This is a genomic window from Fluviicoccus keumensis, assembly GCF_004217445.1.
Classification (GTDB): Bacteria; Pseudomonadota; Gammaproteobacteria; order Pseudomonadales; family Moraxellaceae; genus Fluviicoccus; species Fluviicoccus keumensis.
The window spans coordinates 781,237-807,847 of sequence record NZ_SHKX01000010.1 but is presented as its reverse complement, the minus strand read 5'-3'; the positions used below and the strand labels follow the sequence as shown (position 1 = coordinate 807,847).

Sequence of the window (26,611 nt, the reverse complement as noted above, 5' to 3'; positions counted from 1 at the left end):
CCGCCGCCGTACCCCTCTCCCTAACCCTCTCCAGCCTTCGGGTTGCACCCCTCAGGTTCCAGCCGGCAAGCAGCGCTGCTGCTTGAAACCCCGGCTTCACCCCCAAGGGGAGAGGGGACTAAACCCGCCGCTCATCCCCCCGCGCTAGCCAACCACCTCCCGCCATGCCTACACTCCCCGGAACCCATAACAACCATAACCCTCGTCCCGAGGTCGTCATGCTGGATTCCGGACTGGCGTCGCGCGCCGCCTTCAACCGCCGTCGGCAAACCCCGGCGCAGCTGGTGGAAAACCGCACCATCTACGAGCGCCACGGCGCCGAACTCTCCATTTACGATACCTTCGCCCCCGCCGAGAAAGTGCGTCTGGATGCCGAGGAAGTGCTCTATTGCGGCATGATCACCGGCAAGAAGGTGCTGCACGGCCAACAGCAGTTCCAGTCCGACTTCCTGCCGCACGAGTCCTTCGTGATGGGCGCGGGCGAGACGGTGGAAATCGACTTTCCGGAAGCGCGGCTGGACGCGCCGACCAGCTGTCTGACGCTGGGCATCAGCCGCGAGCGCCTGCGCCAGGTCTGCGACCAGCTCAACCGCGACGAGCCGCTGCCCGCCGCCCTCGGCGAGCGTGACGCCCGGCGCGACCGGATGTTCCACATCTGGCATACCGAGGCGACGCAACGGCTGCTGGTGCGCATCGTCGACAGCTTCCTCAGCCAGGACGACGATCGCGACCTGGTGCTGAACCTGGGCGTCACCGAGCTGCTGTCGCGCATGCTGCGGCAGCAGGGTCGGCAGTTCCTGCTGGCCTGCGCGTCCACCGACCCCACCCGTCATGCGCTCACCGCCGTGCTGCGCCATATCGACGACCACCTCGACCAGCCGCTGGAAATCGACCACCTGTGCCGTATCGCCTGCATGTCGCGCAGCAAGTTCTACGAGCAGTTCCGCGCGGCGGTGGGTTGCGGGGCGATGGAATACATCCAGCAGCGGCGGCTGGAACGGGCGCGGGAATGGCTGGCGGCCGGGCGTGGCGTCACCGAAGTCTGCTATGCCGTCGGCTATGTCAATCCGAGTCACTTCACCCGGCGCTTTCACCAGCAATACGGCATGTCCCCGAAAGCCTATGGACAGGGACGGCGCTAGGACCGGCCGCGCGGGTTGCCCTCCGTCACCCCCTTGCCCATAATGCGGGCAGGGTCATCATGCCAATCCGGCCATGCCGATCACCGGCCTTTTGGGCGCGACCGCCCGCGGCGTCTTTAAATACCATCACAGGGAGAACACGATGGACGATCTTTATCCCCCCGGCCCCGGCGATGTTCCCGCCGATCTCACCCGACCCACCACCGCCTACAAGCACCGCGCCTGGCTGGCCGGCCTTAGCCTGGCCGTATTTCTGGGCGTTTACCTGTTCCTGGCGGGCTGGTTCGTGCATTCGGCCTACCGGCTGCTGGGTGACGGCATGGCCAGCGGCGGGGATGGCATCGGCAGTCTGGTGATGGGCGCGGGCGCGGCCTTCCTGGCAATCTTCATGGTGAAGGCGCTGTTCTTCCTGCAGCGCGGCGGTGCGCCGGATGCGGTGGAGGTGACGTCCACCGGCCAGCCCCGGCTGTTCGCTTTTCTCAACCGGCTGGCGGATGAAGCCGGCGCGCCGCGACCGGCCAAGGTCTACCTGTCGCCGCGCGTGAACGCGGCTGTCTTTTCAGACCTGTCGGTGTTCAACCTGCTGTTTCCGGCGCGCAAGAACCTGGAAATCGGGCTGGCGCTGGTGAATGTGCTGACCATGAGTGAACTGAAGGCGGTGCTGGCTCACGAATTCGGCCATTTCGCGCAGCGCTCCATGGCCATCGGCCGCTGGGTCTATGTCGCCCAGCAGATCGCTACCCAGATCATTGCCCGCCGCGACGCCCTCGACGGCTTCCTGCAGGGCCTGTCGCGCTTTGACCTGCGTTTGGCCTGGGTCGGCTGGCTGCTGTCGGTGATCGTCTGGTCGATCCGCTCGCTGATGGACGCGCTGCTGCGGGTGGTGGTGCTGGCCCAGCGCTCGCTGTCGCGGCAGATGGAATTCCAGGCGGATCTGGTGGCGGTGTCCCTGACCGGCAGCGATGAACTGGTGCATGCCCTGCACAAGCTGCAGGCTGCGGATGACGCCTGGAGCCGCGCCTTGCGTTTCGCCGAGTCGGAGATCGGCCAGGGCCGCCTGCCGCATGACCTGTTCGAGGTGCAGACCCGCATCATCGGCAAGACCGCCAGCATTCTCAACGATGACACCTATGGTCGCGTGCCGCCGGTGAATCCCGGCGCCAACGGCAAGCACCGGGTCTTCAAGACCAGCTTCGCCCAGCCTCCGCAGATGTGGTCCACCCATCCGTCCTCGTCCGACCGCGAGGAGAACGCCAAGCGGGTCTACCTGCCTTCCACCCATGACGAGCGCAGCGCCTGGCTGTTGTTCGACCATGTGGAAAGGCTGAAAACCAAGGCGGTGGCGACGCTGGTGGGCAATGATGTGAAGGCGCAGCCCGCCACCCCGGAAGACACCCTGCGCGCCCTCGACCAGCGCTATGGCCTGCAACAGTACGACACCCGCTATCGCGGCGCGTACCTGGGCCGCGCCCTGACCCGTCACGCCCAGCGTCACGACGAACTGTACGGGGCCTACCTGCAGTGCAAGGACGCCCAGGCGGCGCTCGCGGTCCTCTATCCCGAATCGCTGGGCGATGACCTGGCCCGCCTGCGCGAGCTGGATGAAGAACGCCTGACCCTGCAGGCCTTGCAGGAAAAGGTTTTCCAGGCCACGGGCGGACGACTGGTCTATCGCGGTCAGGAAGTGACCCGGCGGCAACTGCCCGCCCTGATCCGGCGGGTCAGCGCCGAGGCGGACGTAGTGCGCCAGCGCATCCAGGCCCATGACCGTGACTGCCGCACCGCGCACCTGGCCGCCGCCCAGCAGGTTGGCGGCGGCTGGCGGCAATACTTGCAGGGCCTCATCGAGGTGCTGCACTTTGCCGAGCACACCGCCGCCGACCTGGCCGATGCCAAGGGCCTGCTGGCGAATGTTTTCAATGTGGTCATCGCCGATGGCAAGGTCAGCGACGCCGAGCGCAAGCGCTTGGTTAAAGTCGCCGCGGCATTGCATGCCGCGCTGGCCGCGGTCCACCAGCAGAAGGGACAGGTTCGGCTGGACAGCAGCCTGCAGAACCGGCTGGATACCGGGTCCTGGAGCGCCATGCTGGGCGAGTTCCAGCTGTCGGCGCCCGATGAGCACAACATCGGCGAATGGCTGCGGGTCATTGACGGCTGGACGGACAGCGTGACCGGTGCCTGCAACGCCCTGGCCACCGCCGCTCTGGAACTGCTGCTGCTGGCCGAGGCCCGCGTGGCCGGCGCTGTTCATGGCGGTGAACCGGCCGGAGACGCGCCCGCGCCCTCCGCCGTGCCCGGCCAGTACGCCCGCCTTCTGGTCGGTCAGGAACGCGAACGCCAGAAGAAGCTGGACTGGTGGAGCCGCTTCCAGACCGCCGACGGCATCCTGCCGGGCACCGCCCGGCTGCTGGTGGCGGGCGGCATCGTCAGCGCCGTGCTGGGCTACAGCGCGGCGACGTCCTTCAGCACCACGGTCTCTGTCTACAATGGCCTGGGAATTCCGGTGATGGTGCACATCGACCAGTCCACGATCAACGTGTTGCCCTATGCCTCGGCAGAGGCATCGGTGGAGCTGGGGGATCAGGCCCGGGTGGAAGCGCGAACGGCGGAAGGGGCGTTGATTGAAACGTTCAACCCGGTTCTGGAAGGCCACGGCCATCACTACGTCTACAATATTGCCGCCGCTACGCCGCTGGTGGAGTGGACCGCCACCTACGGCAATGCCGCCGAGGTTCCGCCTAACATCATTGCTCCGGAACGCTGGCGCATTTCCAGCGCCAGCATCTTTTTCCATGAGCCGCCGCAGAGCGTCAGTACCAAGGGCGGCGGCGCCACCCGGCTGGTGCTGTCCGGGCCGGGTCGCGAGGCCGAGCCGGAGAAAGTGCTGGCGATGGTGAAAAGCCCGTCCGAGCAACGCCGTATCCTCGACCTCCATGCGCAATGGACCTCCGGTTCCGACCCGCAACGGGAGGCCTGGCAAAGCTTGTCGGCCCGGTTCTGAGCTGGTGCGCGGGCGGCGCCAGGCCCGTCTGATTTCAGGAGTTAGTTATGACTGCGTATTACGGCTTCCTCCCCGCCGAGCCGGTGCGGGCTGAAATCCTGGACCTGCTGGCCCGGCTGGCGCAACCATCGGCTGCGCCGCTGTACCCGCAATCCAACCGGCTGGCTGCGATGCTCACCGACGATGTCATCGACCACCTGCTACTGAAGCTGGTCCAGGCGATGCAGGCGGCGGGCGGTCAGGGCCACGGCCTGGTGCTGCTGCTGGGCGGCTTCATCAAGACCACCATGCACGGCCTGCTGAAGGTAATGCTGGGCAGCCCCGGCAATACCGAGGTAGACCGCCGCACCGACTTCATCCGCGCCGTGTTCCTGAACCTGCCGCAACAACCGCCGCGCATCGGCTTTGTGATGCCGGACGATCTTCATCGCCGGTTTCTGAAAGCCTTTGAAGAAATCGACGCCGGACGCGGCAAGGCGCAGGCGGCGGTGCTGGTGCAGGCCTTGGCCGAATTCACCGACCTGGCGCTGATCCATTTCTTTGACGGCTTTGTCGACCGGCTGAACCTGGGCTTCCTGCTGAAGAAGGGCGCGGCGGTGGCGCGCGGGCAGATGAAGGCGCAAAGCACGGCCACCTTCGGCAAGATGATCCCGGCGCTGAGCGACGCCGAGCTGAAGGCGCTGGCGGATTATCTGCGGCAGCGGATGGTAGAGGTCTAAGCGGGCGTTTTAGCGACGGAGCCTCCGGCAGTGCGGAGGCTCCGTCCCGATCCGCTTACTGCGGCATCAGCCACCGCAGCTTGGCCGGTTGCCGGTGCAGCATTGGTAGCGGCGCACTCTTGCGTTGGCGGCTGACCGGCGTGCCGGTGCGACTCTTGGTAATGGCCGGAACCGAGCCCAGACGGTTGTAAAGCACCGCCAGATTCCCGTTATAGTCCGCCAGCACGATATCCTTGAAACCGTCGCCGTTGACGTCGTCCACCGCCATACCCTGCGGGTTGTACCCCGCCGTGTAGGGAGCATTGAACAGGGTTTCCGGCTCCAGCTGTCCCGTCGCAGACTGGAGGAACAGACCCACGCTGGCCCAGCCGAAGTGGGCGATGATCACATCGGTGCGGCCATCGTTGTCCATATCGGCGGTGACAGTACTGCCGGAAATATCCTGACTCGGCAGCACCATCGGCGTGCCAAGCTTCCCGCTCGCCTGCTGCTGCAGGATGCAGAGCAGGGAATCCGGTCTGTCGCCGCCCGCTGTGAACAGCAGGTCGTCCCTTCCGTCTCCGTTAACATCGCCGATCGTTCCTGAGTTCAGCTTACGGCCGCCGGTGTCCGGATAGAAGGCTGTGCCGAAATTACGATCTGGATTTTGCAGGATGACGCCAAGGGCGCTGTCGCCCTGCCCGCTGATCACGGCCAGATCTATCCGACCATCGCCGTTGATATCACCTATAGCCAAATCCTCCTGGCCGCTATGATTTATGTCGTAGTCGCGGACGCCAAATCCACCCCAATACTGCATCCAGAATGTAACCGTGCCCGTTCCCCTGCCCGCGCCGACGATATCGGTCTTGCCGTCGCCGTTGAAGTCAGCAGTGCGAATTTGGTAGCCGTTGGTCCCGGCCAGCTGCTTCGTGCTTTGCCATTGCCCGGCGCTGTCACGTGACAGGATTTCCACACCGCAATTACCTTCACCAACCACGACTTCGGGCAGACTGTCGCCGGTCATATTCGCAATAGCCACTGAGGTAGCTTTGCAGACATAGGTGCTTTTCAAGCGAACACGGGTAGGGCCCGACAGCGTACCGTCACCCTGTTGCATGAACACCATCAGCGTGTAGTCATTCGCATTGTCAAATTCGAAACCGGTTGTCATGACGATATCCTTGCGCCCGTCGCCGTCAAGGTCACCCACCGCCACCGCTTCCGCCCAAGAGCCGGTATGGAAATAGACCGGCGTCTGGAACATACCGGAGTCGGCGGTGAAGCTCAGGGTAGGTGTCCATCCCGCCGCGTTGCCGTTCAGATCCCTCAGATTATTCACTCTTACTGTATAACGCTTTCCACGCTGCAACATTTCTCGGGGTTTCAGGGTAACCCGGGAGCCGTTTACGGTCTGGTCCGCTAAAATCCTTTCCGAATTGTCATCACGCTGCAACTGGACCACCAGCGTCGTCGGATCCACTGCCTCACTGAAGGTGAGCAGGATCGGGCTGTCCAGGGGCACTATCGTGGCATTATCCACCGGTATGGAGGACAGCAGGGCGGGAGCGTCGGCATCCGCCGTGATCGTGCGTTCGATATCTGTCCCCAGCGAATTGCCGACCCGGTCGGTCACGCTGCCCCGGATACGCAGGGTGTAGCGCCCACTGGCCAGCGGTGCAGAAGGAGTAAAGGTCAGCCGCCGCTTCGCGTAGGCGGTATAACCGCTGACAGGCTGGTTGTTCTTGTCCAGAAGCTGGACATTGTCGTTTCTGAACGATGCGCCATCCATGTCCTCGCTGAAATCCGCTGAAAAAATGGGCAGCGCGCTCTGGGTGGAGTCGGCGGCAGGCAGCAATTGGCTCAGTTGCGGAGGTTCCTTGTCCGAACCAAGCTCTCCGATTCGGTAGGCCAGCAGTTGCTGGCTGAACCCGTAATCGTAAGCGGGGTCGGGGAAGTGGGTCTGTGACATCGACTTTACCTGGCCGATGCCGTCCACATACCAGTCAAGGCTGGCATAGGTGATCGAGAGGTTGCTGCCGGACCGCGAGTAATGCAGGGTTTGAGTCCCCCGGGTTTCAATCTTGAGCGCTTGGCCAAAATGCCCGGCCGGGACATCCACGGCCTCCATACCTGCCACCGTCAGTTCGTAGTGGATAGACATGCGCTCATTGATGCCGTCGCCGTCATAATCGGAACCACTATCCTGATCGGGCTCGTCGGTCTGCACAAAGTGGTCGCCGATATGCAGCGGCAACCGCATCAGGTCAACATGCGTGGACCCGTCCTCAGCCCATAGAGACACGGTCTGGTTGGCAATGCTGAAAAACGCGTTAAATTCGGGATCTCCGCTTTCGGCATTATGCGAAACCATATCGTAGGCCGGATTACCCGCAATCAGACGCTTTCCGGTAATTTCCTGGATGGAGGTCGAGCCTTCCGGGGCATTGCTACTGCTGTCTGCCGTCTGGTACACCCAACGGGCGCCGGTCTGGGTGGGGATGAAATTGCCGGAGATCGGGTCTGACGGGGCTGCGGATTTCGTTGAACCGCTATCACCGCCACCGCAGGCGTTCAGCAGCAAGGACAGGGCCAGCAGGGTTGCCGGCATCTTCAGGGCATGGGGGTAACGGGACACAAGGCCTCCGGGGTGCGGTTTTCGGGAGGTCACTTGAATCCATCATCCATGACCGGGGCGGGCAGCGGATGCGCCCTGCCTGTCGGGGAATTGTAATTGACTTCATCTGAAATCCAAAACCGGCAGCGGCCTGAAATTTGCTAGACATAACCCTTGGCGTTGCTTTCACTCCAGGGTCCGATTTCATGCATTCCTCCCCGTTACTGGCGAAACCCTTCCCTCCGGCACCGGACGCCTCGCTGCCGCCCGCCCTGGCCTCCTTGCTGAAACAGGCCCAGAGCCCCGACGCCGTCGAGCAGGCGGCCGGATTCGGCCGCTGGTGGCTGGACACGCGCAGCGGCCAGTTGCTGCTGTCGACCGGCGCGGGACGGCTGCTGGATGTCGCGTCCGGCTGGCATGCCCGCCCCGATCAGGCGCTGGCCCATGTGCTGGCGGACGATCGCGTCCGGCTGCCCGCCGTGCTTCATGGTGAGGCGGAAAGCGGCGGCGACTGCGAATGCCGCATCATTCATGTGCTGGACGGCCTGCGCTGGGTTCGGTTCACACCCTTGCCGCCGACGCCGTCGCTGCCCGGACTGAAAACCGGCGTGCTAGTGGATGTGACCCAGGCCCGCCACGCACAGATGCGCGAGCATTTCAGCCTGGAGTCCAGCCGCCTGCTGGTGGGCGCGAATTCGCTGGGCAAGGCGATCACCAAGGTCATCCAGCTGGTCTGCGAGAACCTGGGCTGGGAGTGGGGCGCGTACTGGGCGCTGGAGCCGCACCCGATGGGCGCGCATCGGCTGGCCTGCGAATACTACTGGCATGCCGCCGAGTACCCGCTGGGTGCTTTCACCCGCGAAAGCAGCGCGTTGCGCATGCGACCGGGGGAAGGGCTGATCGGCAATGTCTGGCGCACCGCCCGGCCCGCCTGGGTCGAGGACATGGCCAACGACCGCCACTTCCTGCGCCGCGAAGGCGCGCGCGCCTGCGGCCTGCAATCCGGCTATGCCTTTCCGGTGTCGTACATGACCCCGGACGGCCGCCGTCACAGTCCCGGCGTCATGGAATTCTTCAGCAAGCACGCCCGCCAGCGCGAGGCGCAGCTGCCCGCGCTGGCGGGCGTGATCGGCGCACTGGTGGCGCAGGCGGTGCAGCGCATGGAGCAGCAGGAAAGCATCCGCAAGCTGTCTCAGGTGGACGATTTGACCGGCCTCTACAACCGCAACCGCTTCCACCAGATTCTTGACGCCGCCTGCCTCAGCGCCACCGCCGACGGCGCGCAGTTCGGGGTGCTGTTCATCGACCTCGACCGCTTCAAGCCGATCAACGACGCCTTCGGCCACGATGCCGGCAACGCGGTGCTGCGGGAATTCGCACAGCGCCTGCAACAGCTGGCCCCATCCGGCTGCGCGGTGGGGCGGCTGGGCGGCGATGAATTCGCCATGGTGACTGGCCCCGCCGAATCGGTGGCGGCGCTGAAGCTGCTGGCGGAACGGGTGCTGCGGGCCGCCGTCACCCCGTTCTGGTTCGGCGATCAGGAGCTGACGGTCTCGGCCAGTGTCGGCATCAGCCTGTTTCCCGACAACGGCTGGACCGGCGCGGAACTGATGCGCAGCGCCGACGCCGCCATGTACCGCAGCAAGCAGGGCGGCCGTAACGCCCTCAATTTCGTTTCCGACTGCGCCACCGCCGATCTCGCCGAACAGCAGTCCTCGCTGGCGCAGCAGCTGACGATGGAAGCCGAGCTGCACCATGCGCTGATCAAGGGCGAGTTCTTCCTGGAGTACCAGCCGCTGTTCGATTTCGGCCGCTCGGGGCAGCGCATGGCGGCGGTGGAGGCGCTGATCCGCTGGCGGCGCGGCAACGGCGAGCTGGTGTCGCCGGAGGTGTTCATTCCCATCGCCGAACACAGCCGGCTGATCCTGCAGATCGGCCGCTGGGTGATGGAACAGGCCTGTCGTGATCTGGCGCGGTTGCAGCGCGGCGGCTTCCCCGACCTGCAGGTCAGCATCAACCTGGCCGCGCCGGACTTCGTCAACGCCCGCCTGCCGTCCGAACTGCTGGCGCTGACCGAGGCCTGCGGCATCGCTCCGCAGCATGTGTGTCTGGAGATGACCGAGGGCATGGTGATGAAGCATCCCGACAAGGCCGTTCCGGTGATGACGCTGTTGCGGCAGATGGGTTTCAAGATCAGCCTGGATGACTTCGGCATGGGCCATTCCTCGCTGTCGCGGCTGAAGGAGCTGCCGGTGTCCTACCTGAAGATCGACCGCTCGTTCATTCGCGGCATTCCCCACGATCGCGGCGACAAGGCGATCATCCGCACTATTCTCGACCTGGGGCGGCACATGGGCGTGCCGGTGATTGCGGAGGGCGTGGAAACGGACGCGCAGTTCGGCTTCCTGCGGCAGTTCGGCTGCACCTTGATTCAGGGGTTCGTGCTGGGCAGGCCGAAGGGCCTGCAGGATTTGCTCGGTGCCGCGCCGTTGTCCGGCGCGGGCTGAAGCCGCCCGCCGGTTACACAAAAAACAAGCTGTTCAGTATCTGTGGTACACAGTCCGTTCGCTATCTCTCTAATCTGTATAGGACATTTCGTGGACATCTGTGCTCCGCCGCATGTCTTTGTCCTTCTGATTAGCCGAGGTTGCCATGTCGCTTATCCGTTTGTGTTACGTCAGCAGAGCTACCTTCAAACCTTATACGGTCAATGGAATGGACCAGCAGGTCGCCGGGATCCTGTCGCAGTCCCGCATCAACAACCAGCGCCGCAATCTGGTGGGCGCGCTGTATTACGCCAACGGCGTGTTCTTCCAGTGCCTGGAAGGCGAGGAAGCCGCCATTGACCGACTGTTGGCGCAGTTGCAGCAGGACGACCGCCACACCGACCTGCGGGTGCTCAGCCGCCTGCCGATCCGGGAGCGGGCCTTCCAGGATTGGGAAATGAAGTACGCCATGCTGGACCGGGAAATCCGCCAGTTCCTGCGTGAACAGCATCTGGGCAAGTTCGACCCCTACAAGTTCACTTCACCCATGACCGAGGCGTTGGTCAAGGTGCTGCTGGCCGCCCAGGATGTGGAAACGGAGCAACTGGAAGCCGTCGTCAGCCAAGCGCACCGCCCGTCGTCCTCGCTGTTGCTGCAACCGATGTTCATGCTGGTGGTGGGCTTGCTGGCCGGCGCGGGCCTGGTGGGGTTGTTCGGCTACTGATGTAGCCGGGTGCATCCCGTCCATGGCTTGACTACCTGGCGCTCTCCGCCGGGGCCGTTATCCTGTCGCAAACCTTCGGAGATACTCATGACCGATCCTGTCCTGATCTACGGCGCCAACGGCGGCATCGGCTCCGCGCTGGCGCGGCGGCTGCATGCCGAAGGTCGCCGCGTGCACCTGGCCGGACGCCGCGCCGAACCGCTGGCGGCGTTGGCCGCCGAACTGGATGCGCCTTACACCGTTGCGGATGTGCTGGAACCGGCATCGTTCGCCCAGGTACAGGCCGAAGCCGGGCCACGGCTTTCCGGGCTGGTCTATGCCGTCGGCAGTATCACGCTGAAGTCGCTGGCCCGCCTGACCGAAGCCGATGCCCTGCGCGATTATCGCCTGAACGCGCTGGGCGCGGCGCTGGCGGTGCAGGCGGCCCTGCCTGCTTTGAAAAGCTGCGAGTCCGGCGCGTCGGTGCTGCTGTTTTCCAGCGTCGCGGCGCTGAACGGTTATCCGATGCATGCGTCGATTGCCATGGCGAAGGGAGCGGTCAACGGGCTGGTGCTGGCGCTGGCCGCCGAGCTGGCCCCGCGCATCCGTGTCAACGCCATCGCCCCGTCGCTGACCCGCACCGGCCTGGCCGCCGGGTTGCTGGCCAACGAGAAGACCGCGCAGGCGCTGGCGGAACTGCATCCGCTGCCGCGTGTCGGCGAGCCGGAGGAGGTGGCGGCGCTGGCGCGTTTCCTGCTGTCCGGCGAGGCGTCGTGGATGACCGGGCAGGTGGTTGCGCTGGACGGGGGGAGGTCGGGGGTGAGGCCGAAGGGCTAATAGGAAACAAAATGATGCTGTTTTAGAGGCTCGTCTTGTCGGCGTCACCAGCCGTCGCGTCCTGATGATTCTTCATAGTTCACCAAGGTACTCGTACCCTATAATGGCGGAAATTACCCACATGGATAATGGCGGACCGCCCATGGAATTCGAACTCGAATCCCCCAATTATTTTGCTGCAGCCGCAACACCTGACACATCAGGTGATCAGGGGAAAATTCCGTTTCTGGAATTTTTCGCGGGCAGCGGTTTAGTTGCTCAAGGGATGAGGGACAGCTTTCGCCCTGTGTGGGCGAATGATATCTGTGCCAAAAAGGCCATCGTCTATCACGCCAATCACGGCTCCGGTCATTTCAAGCTGGGCTCCATTACCGACATCAAGGGGCGTCAACTGCCCGCCACACCCATGGCATGGGCTTCTTTTCCTTGTCAGGATTTGTCGTTGGCCGGTTTGACTGGCGGTATTCACGCCTCTCGCAGCGGACTGGTGTGGGAATGGCTGCGGGTTATGGATGAGATGCGCCAGAGGCCCCCGGTTTTGGTGGCGGAGAATGTCGCTGGACTGGTGTCTTCCGCGAACGGAGCGCACTACCGCGCTTTGCATGAAGCCTTGCGGGAGCGCGGTTATCAGGTTGGGGCGGTGTTGATGGACGCCCGCCACTGGGCTCCTCAATCCCGTCCGCGTGTCTTTGTGATCGCCATTGATAAAGAGGTTGGCATTCCTGCCGGCTTGGTAGATTCTCGGCCGAATTGGCTGCACACCAGCGCTATTCGCAAGGTCGCCGAAGGTCTGAGTGACTGGGTCTGGTGGAATATGCCTGAACCGGCGTCACCCCTATTGTCTCTGGAAGAAGTTATTGAATGGGATGCGCCATTCCATGATCCGGTTACAGAGGCCCGGACGCTGGCTCTGATTGCGCCGAAACATCGGGAGCGCCTCGACGCGATGGGTGATGATGTCCGTTTTGTGGCTCCGGGCTACAAGCGCACGCGGAACGGCAAGCAGGTACTGGAACTGCGCTTTGACGGTCTTTCCGGCTGCTTGCGCACCCCTGAAGGCGGCAGCAGTCGTCAGGTTATCGTGATCAAGCAAAATGGCCTACTCCGCAGTCGTTTGCTGACGGTGCGTGAGGCGGCGCGACTGATGGGGGCACCCGATACTTACCGTATTCCCGGCAGTTATAACGATGGCTACAAGGCCATGGGCGACGCTGTCGCGGCGCCAGTAGCCGGTTGGTTGGCTCAGCATTTGCTTAAGCCCTTGGTGGAGGCGACTAGCCGTGGATGATCTGCAAACCCGTCTGCAAGCATTTTGTCATGCGAAGAAAATTCGGGGGAAAGGCCCCTTGGCGGTGGTTCTGCATCTCACTCGTTATGCCAAAGAAAAGGGCTTACCGCTGGATGCTGCTCAGTTAGTGACTGAAGGCTCCGGTCAGGTATTGGGACTGGGTAAAGGTGCTGTGCAGAAGGTGCTGAATGATTATGGCATCAAGCTTGTACTGGCTGAAGAAGGCGGTCGCACCAGTCGAGGCAGCTTAGGCTATATGAAGGACTATGTGGCTTTTCTGAACTCCTTGCAGGCTGATGGATTAGCCGATATGGCCGCAGTTGAAGGCTGGTGGATTGAAAGAGTCAGGGAGCATTTCTCGGCCAAGCCGTTCCGCCTGAAGTTCGACCCCGCCAAAAGCATGCAGGCGATTATTCAGGATTTGCTGGCACAGGCAAAAAAACGTCAGCAGGAATCCAGCGGTACGATGTATCAAGGCGCCATGTTGCAGCATCTGGTGGGGGCCAAGTTGACGCTGGCGATGCCGGAGCTGACTATCGAACATCACGGCGCGTCCGTGGCGGATCAGGTCAGCGGACGCTCCGGGGATTTCGTGATAGACAATACGATCATTCATATCACTACTTCGCCGGGTGAAGCGGTGGTGCGCAAGTGTCTGGAAAATATCAACGCTGGGGCAAAACCCATCATTCTGACGTTGGCTGATGGCGTGACGGTCGCCAAAGGATTAGCTGCTTACCTGGATTTGGCCGGTCGCATCGACATCATGGACGCAGAGCAGTTTCTGGCGGCCAACCTCCATGAGTTGAGTCTTTTCAAAACGGCGGCGCGTTGGGATACGTTACAGAAGCTGGTGGAAGTTTATAACCAGATTGTGGAAAAACATGAAACCGATCCCAGTCTGAGGATTGATGCGGGCTAGCTGGTATGACGGACATCTTCTCTCCAGAAAAACGCTCGTCGATCATGCGGAGCGTAAAGGCCCGTGATACCGGGCCGGAGATGAAGGTGCGGCGGCTGATCTGGAGCTTGGGTTTCCGCTATCGATTACATGCCAAGGATTTGCCGGGTAAGCCCGACTTGGTTTTCCGGGGGCGGCGGAAAGTCATTTTCGTACATGGTTGTTTTTGGCATGGCCATGACTGCAAGCGCGGTTCGCGGGTTCCCGTGGCGAATGCGGAGTACTGGCGGGCGAAGGTGGCTGGAAATGCAGCCAGAGATGCGGAAAGTTGCCGGAGGTTACAAGGGGCGGGTTGGGAGTTTCTGGTGATTTGGGAGTGTCAACTGAGGGATGAAGAAGTCTTATCCGCGAGGGTAAGGAAATTCTTAGGGGCTACAGACTCCCGACATTGAAGTACTGTCAGCATTATTGCTGCTTTAGCCAAAGACAGGACTCATATGTTTTCTGATGTGGCGATGAAGTGGTGCTTCGGAAAATTCCTAGCAGCACCACTATTTTCGAACGGTTGTCCTCTCTGCCGGAAGATTTTATCGTTGAAAGTCGGGATGACCATCCGCCATCTGAACAGGAGGAGCGCGGATGGCGGAGAATTGGGTCGGCTAGTCTCGCCCCCTCAAAAATTCTCCCACCGGTTCATATCCAGCAACCCCGCCTCCCGCGGCTCCGTTTCCCGCATGTACGCCGTAAAGTCATGGAACACCTCCCAGAAATCCGTCCGCGTACGCCTGACTCCCCAGCGCGCCGCCACCGCCTGGAATTCTTCCGGCGACCCCGCCAGCCGCAGCGCCGCCACAAAGCGCTCCAGTTCGTCCGACGGCACATCAAACGCGAAATTGGGATAGCTGCCCTGCACCCCCGGAAACACCGTCAGCGTGTCCTGCTCCGGCTGGTAGCGCCAGTCCTCGCCCAGCATGAAGGCGACGTTGCTGTGGGCGCGGTTGCGGATCAGCGAATACACCTCGCGGTGGCCCTGGCCGTCACGCACGCGCAGCAGCGTCAGTTCCGGCATCAGCTTCACCACCGGCAACTGCGCCGCCGGTTTCGCCGCCAGCCGCGCCAGCGCCCGGTCGGCGATGCGGGCGAACTCCGGTGCCTCCGGTCGGCTGCAGTCCGCCCCGGCCGCGCAACGGTTGATCGGGTCCGGCCGGGCGTTGACGGCGGCGAAGCGGGTCAGCAGCCGTTCGGCCAGTTCGTCATGCGGGTTGGCGGTGGCATAGGCTTCGCGGGTCGGCGCGCCGGTATCGGGTTCGCCGTAATCCAGCCATACCTTCAGCTTGCCGCTGCCCTGATACCAGTCGTCATAGACCGTGCGCCGCACCTTCGGCGGCAGCAGGCGCAGGAAGTTGATCTCCGCGCCGTTGCGGATCAGGTCGAAGTAGAGCCGTGTTTGCGCCTGGTGCGATACCGTACCGAAGACGTTGAAGTTGGCCACCAGCCCGTAATAGGTGCGCTCGAACAGCGGGTAGTCCATCAGCCAGAAGGTTTGCGGAATCTCCCCGATCAGCCCTTGGCGCACCGCCGCGCTGTCGAAGTGGCGGAAGACGGTCAGCAGGGCGTTGCGATTCCCGCCGTCGCCGTTCCAGACATCGTCCAGCGATGCGCCCTGCGGTTCGGCGGCGGCATAGGCGGCGCTGCGCAGGCGCTGGTACAGGTTGCGGTCACGCTTGAACCGCGCCCATTCCGGGGCCAGATCGAGCAGGCCGTCCTTCTGCCCGGCCAGCCCCAGCAGTGGCGAGGCGGTGGCGCGGTGCACGGGGTCGGTGATGTACAGGTCGCTGTCCGGCTTCTGGAAGATGGTCCAGAACTGGTCGCGGATGACGTCGGTGGCGATCTGGCCGTGGCATACCGGACCGCGGATGAAGGTGCGCACGAAATACTCGGCGTGGTCCAGCATGAACTGGTAGCGCCCGCGTGCGGGCAGCGCGGCGAAGGTGGTGAAGGGATTGGCGCGCGCCGCTTCGTCATAGCCGGGCAGGGTGCCGGCCTTCCACGCCGGGGCCAGGAACTGCTGGCGGGTCCGCGCCAGCAGGGCCGGGCTGAGCGGGAAGGTGATGTGCGTCTTCAGCACGATGACGCCTTGCACCGGCCGCAGCCGGTAATAGACCGGGCCTTGCGGATCGTCGTTGGGGGCGGCGGTGGTGATTATCCGTATTGGTTTGCCCGGCGGCGTATGCGAGCGCACCAGCTCGAAGAACTGGCTGTCGGGTAGGTCGCTGAAATACAGGTGCGCCAGGAACAGGTGTTCGTACAGCCAGCGCGCCATCAGCCGCTCGCGCGGGCCGCGCTGGTTGAGGAAGGCCTCCCATTGTTGCAACTGGACCTGCTCCTCGGGACGGGCGTGGCGCACCAGCGCGTTGTCGGTTGGCGCGCCTTCCTGCAACCACTGGCTGACCAGCGTGTATTCACTGTCGCTCAGGCCGGTCACGCCCAGCGGCATGCCCTCGCGCGGGTGCTTGCGCCGGTATTTGTCGAAGCTCTGGTCATCCGCCGGACAGGTATTTTGCCGGGTGACGCCCAGCACCAGATCGTCCGGCAGCCGTTCCCCGGCCACGAAGCCGTTCTCGCGCCCCAGGGCCAGCATTTGCGCCAGCAGCCGCGCCTGACCGCCGCGCCCGTCGTTACCCGCCACCGCGTAGAAGCCTTTCTTGCGCCAGTCGGCGGCGGTGTTGGCGTCGGTAAACAGCCGCGTCGGCGCGGCAGGCTTGGTGCGCGCGCCGTCATAGACCAGCGCCTGTGTCGCGCCCCGGTTCAGGCCGTCGGCGCTGCCCAGGTTCAGCTGGCAGGGCGATTCGTAGCAGGCGTGGCAAGCCACGCACTTGTTCTCGAAGATGGGCTGGATCTGGCGCGACCACGAGACTTGCGCCGAGGCGGCCAGCGGCAGCAGGGCCGCCGCCGTCAACAGCAGCAGGCGGAATAGGGCGGGGAACAGGGGCACGGGGGAAGGCTCCGGAGGCGGTTCTGGCGGCTAGGATGCGTCGCCGCTCCGCCGGACGCAAGAGCAGCTATGTAGCGCCCCCGGCGTCTTACAGCAGCGGCACGGTATTCTCGCCGCGTTCATACACCACATCCGCTCGGCTCGCCGGATTCAGAGCTTGGCCGGACTTTTATTCAGCGGATCAAGCACAATGGGAGGGAGAGGGCCCCTGCCAGCCTTGCCGTCACCAGCCGCGGCCGCAGCTGGTGTTGCCGCAGGCGCAGTAGCTACGGGCTTTTTTGGGGCAGCTGGCTTTTTAGGAACCGCTGGTTTCATGGGGTCAGCAACCTTCATGGCAGGCGGCGCCTCCTCGGGGGCTTCAACCCCTGCGGCTCCGCTACCGTTCAGCGCAGCAACGACGTTAGCGTAGTCGGCGGCACTCAGGTTTTGGCGAAGTTTGCCGGTAAACGCTGTCATCAGTTCCCAGTATTTGGTGGCATAGAGGTTGGCGTTGTTGATATTGGCCTGCGCCGTGGAAATATCTTCCTGCAACAGGATGATGCAGCTTTGCACGACGGGATTGACGAAGGTCTGCCCGTCGGCAATACGTTGCGCCAGATTAGTCTGACGAGCCATCAGCGATTTCAGTACCGGGTCGTTATCCAGCACATAGTCAGCCCCTTTTTCCTTTTTCAGGCGAGCGCTTTCTTTATCAATCCGTTGATTGGCGGCTTTCAGTTGGTTGGTCATCAGTTCCAGGCCGATGTCCTCGCTGTCAACGGACTGGCCGGCACTGCGTCCCAAAATGGAGGTACACACTTCCCTCCCGAAGCCCAGCACCAAGGTATCTTTCGTGATTTGCTGAACCGTGGCCGCCAGTTTTTCGATGGTGGCGTCGGAGACCCGGGAGCCGCCACCATTGCCGATATTGGCGGCCAGGGTCTGGCTGCTGGCGTGAGAGGAAGGTATCAGGTTCGTCATGGCTGTTTTCAGCGACTCCAGCTCGGCCTTGGCCTTGTCCATGGCATCCTGGGCCTGTTTCAAGTCTGATTCAGCGTTACCCGTGGCTTCCTGGTTGTTCTCTTTTGCCTTCTCGGTGTCGTATTTGGTCTTGGCGTTGTCACGTGCGGTGGTCAAGGTGGTGACTTCGGTTTCCTTCTTGTCCACCAAGCTGGCCAGCGTGGCGTAGTCGGCGGTATCCATGGCCTCGGCTTTACCGGTCAGCGCTACCGTGGGCGGCGTAACGGCCCCGGTCAGCTGTTCAATCGCCAGGATGGAAACCATGGTGCTCTGGAACCGTCGTTGCAGGGTTTCCAGGCCGATGGGAGAAATCGCTCCGTTGGCGAAGCCTTCGCAGTTGCGGTAAGTGATGTCGCGCAGGGCCTGGATGGCGGCGGTGCGCAGTCCGATATTGGTGGAGCTGATGTTCTGGGCAACCGACATGCCCAGTTTCAGCTTGTCCTCGGCTTGCAGGTTGAGGCCCAGGCTGGAGGCGAGGGCATTCATGGCGTCCGGGCTGGGCTCAGCGCAAAACGCACTGTAGGAGGCGGCCAGGGTGTTGTCGGCCGGTGAAACCGCCGGATCTTCCGAGGCGGCCGGGGGTTGGCCCTTCGGCGGAGCCGCCTTGTCGGTTCCGGGCTGATATCTGGGGATGGAATAGACAACCCGGTGCTGGGCGCCCAGCGCTTCGGCCTGAACCGCTCCGAGGGCGAACGACTTGGGTGGCGTGGCGTGGGTCTGGCAGGCGGAGATTCCGACAGCCATGGGGATAAGCACAAGCAGATGCCGTGTTTGCATGATCTCAACTTCCGTGTTGGTTGAATTACGTCCAGAACAAACGCTAGGCAGGAAGTGAAAAACTGTCAAGGCAATTTGCTGAAGCGGCCTGCGTCTGACGCTTTGTGAAGTACGTCACGTTTCCCGTATGGCTTGGCCATGGGCTTGAAATACCTGTATTTCCCTACTTTACACCTGCCTTTTCTTGCTCTAATAAGCATTCATCCCTTCGCCGGTTTCGTTGCCGGCCGCAGGAAGCCGTTCGTTCAGGAAGCAACACACCATGCAGGAACCGACCAGAAAACTGCTGTTGGGACTCGCCATCGGCGCAATCGTGGGCACCGTGGCCTACTATCAGGTCGATAGCCGTCAAAAGGCGCAGAAAACCCAGGCCGCCAAGGTTGCCCTGCAGGACAACGAAGCCGCGATCCGTAATGTGGACAAGATGGTCGCGGACATCATGGCCCCGTCCAAACCCGAGGCCGCTACCGACCGGTCCGAGATCATTAACCGTTTCGCGGCCGCCCTGGTGAGCGCCAAGGCCAGCGCCCCAAAAGGCGAATTCAACGCGGTCTATTTCGATACCCGCCTGGGGAAGGTGCTGGACAAGACAACCATGCCCAAGATTGGCATCAGTTATGCGTGGCATGACCAGTACGAGACCCCGTCCGAGGATTTCGGGGCGTACTGGGCCGGAAAAGCGGGTTTCGACCAAGACACCCTCAAGTATTTCAAGGTGGATATTTCGCAGGGTGTCGCCCGCATCGCGGTGGATGGGGTGGTGGTGTACGAGGGGGATGAAAAAGCAGAGTTCCCCTACCATTTTTCCCGGGGTGACCATCTGGTTGAAGTACGCTTCTTCAACAATTGGCATACCACCGACCTGGCGGTATCGATAGTGAATGAAGATGAGGTCCAAGAGGAAAACCGGCACCCCGTCTCCCTGCCCATCAAGCACTCCCGGCCGTCGGACCCGTATGAAGAAAGCAACCAGGGCCTGGCGTTCCTGCCCCAGCAAAGCGCGACCCTGTCCGTGGGCAGCCTGTCGCCGGAATTTACGGCTAACCCGCCCCAGCTGCTTCTGGTGGGCATTTACAAGTCCACACTACCGGACTCTTCGGTCACCGTCGTTCTGAACAAGGCGCCCACGCCGCTGATCCTGATGCTGGACGGAGGTTCTGGCGTGCACTGGGTGATCAAGAACCCCGCCAACACCCCGATCGCCAAAGTCATTCACTCTCGCGACACCAGTGTCAGTCTGGAAACACCCGTCCCGATTCCGGTGGAGGCGAAGGAGTTTCCGTCGTTGACCAGTTTCCGGAGCGATGACCTGAGCTGCAGCTGTGCCGGCGCCTATTTTCATTGCGAAAACCGGCCGTTGCTGCCACTGATCAACGCCTTGCAGTTAAAAACCGGCCTGCCGGTATATGGCTACACAATGGAATACGAGGCCGCCATGGTGGAAGCGCCGAAGCAAATCCTGGCCGGAACGCTGAAGAATCTGGGTGGTCAATTGCAGCGATTCCGGGACGAGAGCCGCCAGTGCAGCGCCAAGGCCAGCCCGAATTTCGACACCATGCTGGATGCCTTCTGACAACCCCCATTGACCGGAGGAGCCGGAGATGCGCCAAAGTATTCTGCCGCTAGTGTTCGGGATTGCCGCCGGTGCGGGCCTCGCTTTCATGGGATTGTCCGCCTTCAACACGATGCGGGGCGATCTGGTCATGCCGGATTTGGCCATCTTCCAGACCCCCGGCAGCCGGATCAGGGCGCTGGACGAGTTTGTGCACGAAGACATCGGCAAAGTCACGGCGAGTGATATCGCGGCGGCCAAGGCATCCGCGGCCCCCCCGTCCACGGGCTTTTCCGTGGGGGTCAGCCATTCATCGGCCAGCGGGGAGTCCTTGCGTTGGCCGGATGCCAATCCGATGAGCGTGACGCTGGGGAAGTTGCCGCTCCGTTACCGCCTTACCCCGCCGCGTCTGGTGGTGGTGGGCCTGACCCGCCCGTTGTACCGGCACAAGGAGGTCTCGGTGATCCTGGACCGGATCCCGGTTCCGGTCATTCTGATCATGATTTCCGGCGAGCCGGTGGATTGGCGGCTTAGCAACCCGGCGGGCAATGCCTTGCTGAAGGTGATCCACGGCCCCGGAACCCGGGTGTTGATGGAGCCGGGCAGCACCGTGCCGGTTGAGCAGCAGGCGCTGGGGCGACTGGATACCTATCTGGACGGCGACCCGGTGTGCCAGTGCCTGAGCGGCTTTTACTATTGCCACGGCAAGCCGGTGCTGCCCCTGCTGAACGAGATCCAGGTCAAGACCGGGGCGCTGGTGTACGGTTATGCCTTCGGCCGTGACACGACCGCCATGATGGTGCCGACCACGCTGGTGGAACCCTCGCTGCCGCGAATGATGCCGGTTTACCGGGATTACCGGCTGGCCAAGGAGGCCTGTATTGCTTCGGCGGAGCCTCAGTGAGTCCTGATGAAATTGGCCCGTTAACGGGCTTTACCTTTACATGGAGTATTTCCGCCGATGTCCCGACTTTCCCTTTCCTTGGTTGCTAACGATGTGTTGCGGCGGTTTCAAGCCTTGTTGCTGCTATGTCTGCCGGTTTCCTCGGCATTGGCCGACACCGTGGTGATTCGGGATGATGATCCTCAGGTGAAGAAGCTGGTGGCGGTGTATGAGCGCTTCCGTGAGGCGGCCCTGAAGGATGACGAGGTGACGGCGCGGCGTTTGCTGGCGGGGTATTCGGCGGGGTCGATTGATAACTGCCTGAAGGAGTACCGCTGTGCGAAAGCGAATGGCGGCAGTTTTACGGGAATGTTGCGGCAGCAGATCAAGAACGGGTTTTATCCGGATTTGAAGGGCAGTGTGCCCTGGGTGTTTGACGGGGGGCATTATGATGCGCAGACAGCCCGGTTGCGTTGGACGTCGCAGGAGAATTGGGGGCAGATGCGTTCGACGGGGTCTTTTGCGGTGGATTTTGTGTGGGTGGATAAGGGGTGGCGGGTGTTGTCGTCGGGCGGGGTGTCGAGAGTGGGGATGTAGGGCAAGGACGGTGCCGAGGGCTATGACGCCTATGTCGATACCTATCTGAAGCGTCTGGTCTCCGGGCCGCTGCGGTTGTCCTATAACCCGTGGCGGGCACGTCGCGCAGCCTGTCCAGCTTTGTGTCGCCGGTGGTTCTGGATGATCTGCAGCAGCGTCTGGCGGCGGAGGCGCTGTTGAAGCAGTTGAAGTCCGGCAAGAGTGTCCGCGAGAGCATGGAGGTGGCCAATCTGCAGCAGTCGGCGCTGAATGCCTTGGGCAGCATCGAGATTACGGACAAGGAGTATCTGCTGTTCAACGAGGCGACGAGGGAGTTGCTGGCGATCAATGGGGATAATTACAGTCAGGTGATGGGGGCCTTTTTGCTGGGTGTGCGAAGGTGGAGGCGGGGCAGGCGAAGAGTTTGGGGAAGTCGATGAAGAGGATTGTGGAGGCGGTGGGTTATTTGAATAGGGTGTGTTTTTGAGGGGTGTGTGACTTCCGGAGCCTGTAAATAAAACCGTGTAACTGCTTTTCCGCCTCTGGTACAAGAGGCCCATGCTGGAGAAGCAGCCATGAGCAGACCCCGCAAGACCAAGCCCGTTGATGACGGGCTGACCCCTGAGATTCCTGATCACGTCATCGAGGAAATTGCCCGCCACGTCAAAACGCCCGATGACCTGAACCGGCTCAGCCGCCAGTTGCTTAAGCTAACTGTAGAGAAGGCCCTGTCCACTGAGTTGACCGAGCATCTTGGTTACGACAAGCATGCCTTCGCCGGGCGTGATTCCGGCAACAGCCGCAACGGCTTTGGCGAGAAGACGCTGAAGACCACCGACGGCGAGATCGAGATCAGCACGCCCCGCGACCGTAACGGCAGCTTTGAGCCGTTGCTGGTGCGCAAGGGCCAGACCCGCTTCACCGCCATGGACGACCAGATCCTGGCGCTCTACGCCCGGGGCATGAGCACCCGCGATATCTGCGACATGTTCCAGCAGCTCTACGGCGTCGAGGTTTCCCCGGCGCTGGTCAGCAAGGTTACGGATGCGGTCATCGAAGAGGTGATCGCCTGGCAGAACCGGCCGCTGGATGCCCTGTACCCCATCGTCTATCTCGACTGCCTGGTGGTCAAGGTCCAGCAGGATCAACGCGTGATCGACAAGTCCGTCTATCTGGCGCTGGGTATCAACCTGGAGGGGCACAAGGAGTTGCTGGGCCTGTGGATGACCGAGAACGAGGGGGCGAAGTTCTGGATGAACGTGCTGACCCAACTCCAGAACCGGGGCCTGAAGGACATCTTCATCGCTTGCGTGGATGGCCTGAAGGGCTTCCCGGATGCCATCCGGGCGGTCTATCCCCAAACCCGCATCCAGCTTTGCATCGTGCATCAGGTACGGCATTCGCTGAAGTACGTCACTGACAAGGATCGTCGCCCGGTGGCGGCCGATCTGAAGACGATTTACCAGTCGCCGACCCGGCAGGCCGCCGAAACCCAGTTGGACGTTTTTACCGGGAAGTGGGATGGCAAGTATCCGAGCATCAGCCGGTCATGGCGGAATAACTGGGAGAATCTGGTGACGCTGTTCGACTATCCGGACGACATCCGCAAGGTGATCTACACCACGAACGCCATCGAATCTCTGAACAGCGTCATCCGCAAGGCGATCAAGCTGAAGAAGCTGTTCCCCACGGATGATGCGGTGTATAAGCTGGTGTATCTGGCCATCCAGCAGGCCTCGAAGAAGTGGTCGATGCCGGTCCGGGACTGGAAGCAGGCCCTGAACCGGTTCAGCATCGAGTTCGAAGACCGGATGCCGGATCAACTATAAAATCCGCAGTTACACGGAATCGTTTACAGGCTCACTTCCGTCACGTTTCCTGTTCCGGCGGGCTGAGGGGTTGAAATTCGGGGATTTCCCTACTTTACGGCTGTCTTTTTTTGGACTAAAAAGGAGCAATGCTCGGGCTTTGTCTGATGCCCTATCCCTGAAGGAAGTTGCCCGTTGGCGGGTTTTACATGGAGTGTTTCCTGGATGTTCCGATCCTTTTTATCTTGTGTGAATGTGTGTCTGGCAGCGGCTTTTGGCCGGGTTGCTGATGCGTTGGCTGTAGTCCTAGGCTGGGGGGGTGAAGAGGAGCCGGGTGGAGCGGATATCGTGTCTGACCCCATTTTTAATAATGGACCCCGTTTTTAATGCGTTTTCTCCAAGATAGTTATAACTTTGCACGATGGATAGGAGCATAAGATGGCATTGTTCGACCAGCAAACCTTAATTGAAAGAGCAAAAAGGGAACAGATATCAAAGCGTTCCGTAAGTATGGAAGGACTCATAAAAGAAAGTGTTGAAGCCTCTGCCAGAATGAGTAGTTTTGATATTTTTCTTTCGCACAGCTATCTTGATAGGAAAATTATAATTGGAATTAAGTTGGCTTTAGAGGATCTTGGTTACTCTGTGTATGTTGACTGGATAGATGACCAGCAGCTAAGTAGACTAGAGGTCAGTAAGAGTACAGCTCAAACATTAAGGGCTCGTATGACGCAGTCACGGTCATTATTATATGCCACTACACAAAATGCTGAAAACTCAAAATGGATGCCTTGGGAACTTGGTTTGATGGATGGACTTAAACAGAAAGCAGCAATCCTTCCGATTGCATTAAATCCGAATCAACCAGAGGAATATAGAGGGCAAGAATATCTCGGTGTGTACCCATATGTTGTCAATACAGGTGGAACATTATTTGTCCATAGGACTTTGACTGAATATATGTCTTTTAGTCGATGGATTGCTGGCCAGCACATATAATAGGGGGTGTATTGAATTGAATGAAGATCAGATTCGTCAGTTCGAACTAATTCAGCAAATTATTTCGAGAATGGCAAACAACTCTTTCTTAGTGAAGGGATGGAGTCTGACTTTGGTCGCAGCAATCTTTGCGGTTGCTGCCCAGGGTAATACTTGGGGACTAGTTTGGACAGCTCTTTTACCAGCATTTGTCTTTTGGGGACTTGATGCCTTTTATTTGCGCCAAGAGCGCTTATTTAGGCACCTTTATGATGATGCCATTATTAGCCAATCTGTTAGCTTTTCGATGAACACTAGGCGGTATGAATATCAGGAGTTATATTGGGATGTCGCTAGAAGACGAGCAATATGGCCACTGCATATTGTGATTCTGATAACGATTGTTATCGTTGGAGGGTTGAAGTCAAGCATGTTTTCAGTAAATCGGATAACAGAAAAACATCCAGACAGCCAGGTTAATAAAACCATAACCAGCAATTGTCCTGCGCCAGTCGTGATTGTCAGAGAAGTGCCAATGATGACTAGTGATATGTCTCATAATAAGGATGACAAGGTCATGAAAGTTTATCAACACACAAAGCATTGCAAGCATTCGCACAATTAAGAACGGAGATTCATATGCACGCACGATTTAACCTCGATCCAGCACGCAAAGACTGGAGGGAATATTTTGGAGAAGGCAAGCGAATTTATAATGAATATAAAGCGAACGTGGTGAAAGATCTCAAAAGATTTGAGAGTCCACGAGGCATTTTACAAGCAAAAGATATCATTGAGAATTGGTTTCCGGCAATTGATGCTGATGTTTTCCTGTCTCACTCACACAAGGATGAACCCCTCATAATTGGTCTTGCTGGGTGGCTACATAAGGAATTTGGATTAAAGCCTTTTATTGATTCTACAGTCTGGGGATATTCAGATGAACTTCTTAGAGTAATTGATAATGAGTGCGATCAATATAAAAAATATGAGACCTATAATTATTACCGAAGAAATCGGTCTACAAGTCATGTTCATATGATGCTTTCAACTGCATTAATGGATATGATGGATCGTTGTGAGTGTTTGATTTTTGTCAATACCCCCAATTCGTTTATTCCGAATGACTATCTTATGAGCCAAGGGGAAACTGAGTCGCCATGGATATATTCTGAAATTGCAATGACGCGGATGCTTCGACAAAAGCCTCCAAAAGAGCATCGTGCCAAGGCAGTTTATGATGGCGTGAATGCATCACTAGAGCATATCAAAGAGGCTAATGAGCTGCGTGTAGCATATCCGCTTGATACACTGCATCTAACCCCACTCACACTTAGCGACTTAGATCATTGGATGTCGAGGAAACGTACGGATACCCGTAATACTAATCCTCTCGATATTCTTTATGAGATGAAAGCCAGTAAAGGTGTTATCGTGGGCTGATGCTGAATTGATAGTTGCCCAATTGGAACCCAAGAGAATATGAGGGGGTGAGGCGACGGCGGATGAACGCTATCGAGTCAGCCCCCTTTACTATTCCTCCATAGTATGCTTATTTCTGAGGATGAGGTAATATATGAGCTTTATGGTCTTTATGAGTTATGCGACAGCCGATATAAGTGTTGCTAAGCAGTTGAAGACGATTCTGGAAAGTAGCTCAGTTAGTGTTTTTGTTTCTGAGTTTTCATTGTCCGCTGGTGAGCCTCTCATAGCAGGAATTGATGCGAAAATAATGGAGTGTAATCTTTTTTTACTGCTTTGGAGTCATAATTCAAAATGCTCTGATTGGGTTCAGCAAGAAATCGGAATTGCTAAGGCCTATAAAAAACAAATTCTACCGGTGGTATTAGAAAAGAACCTTAGCCTCCCTGCTTTTATAAAGGACATTAAATATCTTCCGATATATGATTCACCACAGGAAATGGTTGTGTGGCTGAGGAATAATATTTACGCAAAGGCAAACGCGAAAGAAAGGGATGATGGGCTTTTTTGGTTAACATTAGGAATTGGTTTATTGGCGCTGACTTCACGTTCATGAACGGTTTTTGGTGATTAATATTGGCAAGGGGCGCGTCATAGCAGGCTCTCGGTGGAAATCGGGGGGGGGGGATACGACTTCAGGGAGAAGTTACTATTTTTAACTCGCATACCCCAACAACGCCGTCACCGAAAAATCCTCATCAATCTCCGGCCAATGCACCCCTTCCCCATGGCCAATCAACCGCCAGTTCGCCCGCTGGGCCGGTGTTGCCTTCTCCAGTACCGGAAACCGCGACAACGGAGCCGACAACACCCGCCCATCCGCCAGCAGGATGTGCAGCGCCTCATCATCAACGGACACAGTGGCAATAGGAGACAGAGCAATATTCA

General features: G+C 60.0%; 22 protein-coding genes. 18 read left to right on the top strand and 4 right to left on the bottom strand.

Going from position 1 to position 26,611, the window contains the following annotated elements; genetic code table 11:
• Positions 1 to 218 precede the first annotated feature (218 nt).
• The 3 genes from EV700_RS04715 (at position 219) to EV700_RS04705 (ending at position 4,862) form a co-directional block, all read left to right on the top strand.
• Positions 219 to 1,142: an AraC family transcriptional regulator gene (locus EV700_RS04715; protein WP_130411182.1), complete on the top strand. Its 924-nt coding sequence runs from the start codon at positions 219 to 221 to the stop codon at positions 1,140 to 1,142.
• 142 nt (positions 1,143 to 1,284) lie between these two features.
• Complete coding sequence (locus tag EV700_RS04710; RefSeq protein ID WP_130411181.1) at positions 1,285 to 4,143, top strand: M48 family metallopeptidase; 2,859 nt, start codon at positions 1,285 to 1,287, stop codon at positions 4,141 to 4,143.
• Between the two features lie 47 nt (positions 4,144 to 4,190).
• Positions 4,191 to 4,862, top strand: coding sequence for a hypothetical protein (locus EV700_RS04705; protein ID WP_130411180.1), 672 nt, complete (start codon positions 4,191 to 4,193; stop codon positions 4,860 to 4,862).
• Positions 4,863 to 4,917: 55 nt separating this feature from the next.
• Here EV700_RS04705 and EV700_RS04700 read toward each other — a convergent pair whose 3' ends face one another.
• On the bottom strand, positions 4,918 to 7,479 hold the full coding sequence (locus EV700_RS04700) for an FG-GAP-like repeat-containing protein (RefSeq protein ID WP_130411179.1): 2,562 nt from the start codon (positions 7,477 to 7,479) through the stop codon (positions 4,918 to 4,920).
• Between the two features lie 185 nt (positions 7,480 to 7,664).
• Here EV700_RS04700 and EV700_RS04695 point away from each other — a divergent pair, with 185 nt between their 5' ends.
• From EV700_RS04695 to EV700_RS17295, 6 genes are all read left to right on the top strand, one after another.
• Complete coding sequence (locus tag EV700_RS04695; RefSeq protein ID WP_130411178.1) at positions 7,665 to 9,965, top strand: putative bifunctional diguanylate cyclase/phosphodiesterase; 2,301 nt, start codon at positions 7,665 to 7,667, stop codon at positions 9,963 to 9,965.
• 145 nt (positions 9,966 to 10,110) lie between these two features.
• Positions 10,111 to 10,668 (top strand): BLUF domain-containing protein, encoded by a 558-nt coding sequence (locus EV700_RS04690; protein WP_130411177.1) that lies wholly within the window; start codon positions 10,111 to 10,113, stop codon positions 10,666 to 10,668.
• 87 nt (positions 10,669 to 10,755) lie between these two features.
• Positions 10,756 to 11,484, top strand: coding sequence for an SDR family NAD(P)-dependent oxidoreductase (locus EV700_RS04685; protein WP_130411176.1), 729 nt, complete (start codon positions 10,756 to 10,758; stop codon positions 11,482 to 11,484).
• Between the two features lie 142 nt (positions 11,485 to 11,626).
• Positions 11,627 to 12,772 carry a DNA cytosine methyltransferase gene (locus EV700_RS04680; RefSeq protein WP_130411175.1) on the top strand — a complete coding sequence of 382 codons (1,146 nt, stop codon included), beginning with the start codon at positions 11,627 to 11,629 and terminating at the stop codon, positions 12,770 to 12,772.
• The gene (locus tag EV700_RS04675; protein ID WP_130411174.1) at positions 12,765 to 13,694 is read left to right on the top strand and encodes a DUF4928 family protein; all 930 of its coding nucleotides are present in this window, start codon (positions 12,765 to 12,767) and stop codon (positions 13,692 to 13,694) included. Before EV700_RS04680 ends, EV700_RS04675 begins: the two co-directional genes overlap by 8 nt.
• Before the next feature lie 5 nt (positions 13,695 to 13,699).
• Positions 13,700 to 14,125 (top strand): very short patch repair endonuclease, encoded by a 426-nt coding sequence (locus EV700_RS17295; RefSeq protein WP_130411173.1) that lies wholly within the window; start codon positions 13,700 to 13,702, stop codon positions 14,123 to 14,125.
• Positions 14,126 to 14,346: 221 nt separating this feature from the next.
• On the opposite strand, the gene EV700_RS04665 is transcribed toward EV700_RS17295, so the two are convergent.
• Together EV700_RS04665 and EV700_RS04660 are read right to left on the bottom strand one after the other, a co-directional pair.
• Positions 14,347 to 16,668, bottom strand: a complete 2,322-nt coding sequence (locus EV700_RS04665) for a fatty acid cis/trans isomerase (RefSeq protein WP_242610182.1) — start codon at positions 16,666 to 16,668, stop codon at positions 14,347 to 14,349.
• Between the two features lie 150 nt (positions 16,669 to 16,818).
• Positions 16,819 to 18,444 (bottom strand): hypothetical protein, encoded by a 1,626-nt coding sequence (locus tag EV700_RS04660; RefSeq protein ID WP_165391333.1) that lies wholly within the window; start codon positions 18,442 to 18,444, stop codon positions 16,819 to 16,821.
• A gap of 262 nt (positions 18,445 to 18,706) precedes the next feature.
• Between EV700_RS04660 and EV700_RS04655 the strand changes: the two genes are divergently transcribed.
• From EV700_RS04655 to EV700_RS04615, 9 genes are all read left to right on the top strand, one after another.
• Positions 18,707 to 20,017, top strand: a complete 1,311-nt coding sequence (locus EV700_RS04655; protein WP_130411171.1) for a hypothetical protein — start codon at positions 18,707 to 18,709, stop codon at positions 20,015 to 20,017.
• A gap of 28 nt (positions 20,018 to 20,045) precedes the next feature.
• A complete protein-coding gene (locus EV700_RS04650) occupies positions 20,046 to 20,900 on the top strand; it encodes a hypothetical protein (RefSeq protein WP_130411170.1) in 855 nt (284 codons plus the stop codon).
• Between the two features lie 57 nt (positions 20,901 to 20,957).
• On the top strand, positions 20,958 to 21,476 hold the full coding sequence (locus EV700_RS04645) for a hypothetical protein (protein ID WP_130411169.1): 519 nt from the start codon (positions 20,958 to 20,960) through the stop codon (positions 21,474 to 21,476).
• Between the two features lie 89 nt (positions 21,477 to 21,565).
• Entirely contained in the window at positions 21,566 to 21,895 is a 330-nt protein-coding gene (locus EV700_RS04640) for a hypothetical protein (RefSeq protein ID WP_130411168.1), read from the top strand.
• Between the two features lie 135 nt (positions 21,896 to 22,030).
• The gene (locus EV700_RS04635) at positions 22,031 to 23,284 is read left to right on the top strand and encodes an IS256 family transposase (protein WP_242610181.1); all 1,254 of its coding nucleotides are present in this window, start codon (positions 22,031 to 22,033) and stop codon (positions 23,282 to 23,284) included.
• A 417-nt stretch (positions 23,285 to 23,701) separates the two neighbouring features.
• Entirely contained in the window at positions 23,702 to 24,262 is a 561-nt protein-coding gene (locus EV700_RS04630; RefSeq protein WP_130411167.1) for a TIR domain-containing protein, read from the top strand.
• 16 nt (positions 24,263 to 24,278) lie between these two features.
• Positions 24,279 to 24,866, top strand: a complete 588-nt coding sequence (locus EV700_RS04625) for a hypothetical protein (RefSeq protein WP_130411166.1) — start codon at positions 24,279 to 24,281, stop codon at positions 24,864 to 24,866.
• 14 nt (positions 24,867 to 24,880) lie between these two features.
• A complete protein-coding gene (locus tag EV700_RS04620) occupies positions 24,881 to 25,684 on the top strand; it encodes a hypothetical protein (RefSeq protein ID WP_130411165.1) in 804 nt (267 codons plus the stop codon).
• A gap of 133 nt (positions 25,685 to 25,817) precedes the next feature.
• Complete coding sequence (locus EV700_RS04615; protein WP_130411164.1) at positions 25,818 to 26,279, top strand: toll/interleukin-1 receptor domain-containing protein; 462 nt, start codon at positions 25,818 to 25,820, stop codon at positions 26,277 to 26,279.
• 99 nt (positions 26,280 to 26,378) lie between these two features.
• Here the strand turns inward: EV700_RS04615 and EV700_RS04610 are convergent, their stop codons facing one another.
• Entirely contained in the window at positions 26,379 to 26,582 is a 204-nt protein-coding gene (locus EV700_RS04610; RefSeq protein ID WP_207224574.1) for a DUF2442 domain-containing protein, read from the bottom strand.
• Between the last annotated feature and the right edge of the window lie 29 nt (positions 26,583 to 26,611).

Excerpts from the sequence above, each read along its gene's own strand:
- EV700_RS04715 (WP_130411182.1), top strand. The coding sequence starts at position 219 with ATGCTGGATTCCGGACTGGCGTCGCGCGCCGCCTTCAACCGCCGTCGG.
- EV700_RS04710 (WP_130411181.1), top strand. The coding sequence starts at position 1,285 with ATGGACGATCTTTATCCCCCCGGCCCCGGCGATGTTCCCGCCGATCTC.
- EV700_RS04705 (WP_130411180.1), top strand. The coding sequence starts at position 4,191 with ATGACTGCGTATTACGGCTTCCTCCCCGCCGAGCCGGTGCGGGCTGAA.
- EV700_RS04695 (WP_130411178.1), top strand. The coding sequence starts at position 7,665 with ATGCATTCCTCCCCGTTACTGGCGAAACCCTTCCCTCCGGCACCGGAC.
- EV700_RS04690 (WP_130411177.1), top strand. The coding sequence starts at position 10,111 with ATGTCGCTTATCCGTTTGTGTTACGTCAGCAGAGCTACCTTCAAACCT.
- EV700_RS04685 (WP_130411176.1), top strand. The coding sequence starts at position 10,756 with ATGACCGATCCTGTCCTGATCTACGGCGCCAACGGCGGCATCGGCTCC.
- EV700_RS04680 (WP_130411175.1), top strand. The coding sequence starts at position 11,627 with ATGGAATTCGAACTCGAATCCCCCAATTATTTTGCTGCAGCCGCAACA.
- EV700_RS17295 (WP_130411173.1), top strand. The coding sequence starts at position 13,700 with ATGACGGACATCTTCTCTCCAGAAAAACGCTCGTCGATCATGCGGAGC.
- EV700_RS04660 (WP_165391333.1), bottom strand. The coding sequence starts at position 18,444 with ATGCAAACACGGCATCTGCTTGTGCTTATCCCCATGGCTGTCGGAATC.
- EV700_RS04655 (WP_130411171.1), top strand. The coding sequence starts at position 18,707 with ATGCAGGAACCGACCAGAAAACTGCTGTTGGGACTCGCCATCGGCGCA.
- EV700_RS04650 (WP_130411170.1), top strand. The coding sequence starts at position 20,046 with ATGCGCCAAAGTATTCTGCCGCTAGTGTTCGGGATTGCCGCCGGTGCG.
- EV700_RS04645 (WP_130411169.1), top strand. The coding sequence starts at position 20,958 with ATGTCCCGACTTTCCCTTTCCTTGGTTGCTAACGATGTGTTGCGGCGG.
- EV700_RS04635 (WP_242610181.1), top strand. The coding sequence starts at position 22,031 with ATGAGCAGACCCCGCAAGACCAAGCCCGTTGATGACGGGCTGACCCCT.
- EV700_RS04630 (WP_130411167.1), top strand. The coding sequence starts at position 23,702 with ATGGCATTGTTCGACCAGCAAACCTTAATTGAAAGAGCAAAAAGGGAA.
- EV700_RS04620 (WP_130411165.1), top strand. The coding sequence starts at position 24,881 with ATGCACGCACGATTTAACCTCGATCCAGCACGCAAAGACTGGAGGGAA.
- EV700_RS04615 (WP_130411164.1), top strand. The coding sequence starts at position 25,818 with ATGAGCTTTATGGTCTTTATGAGTTATGCGACAGCCGATATAAGTGTT.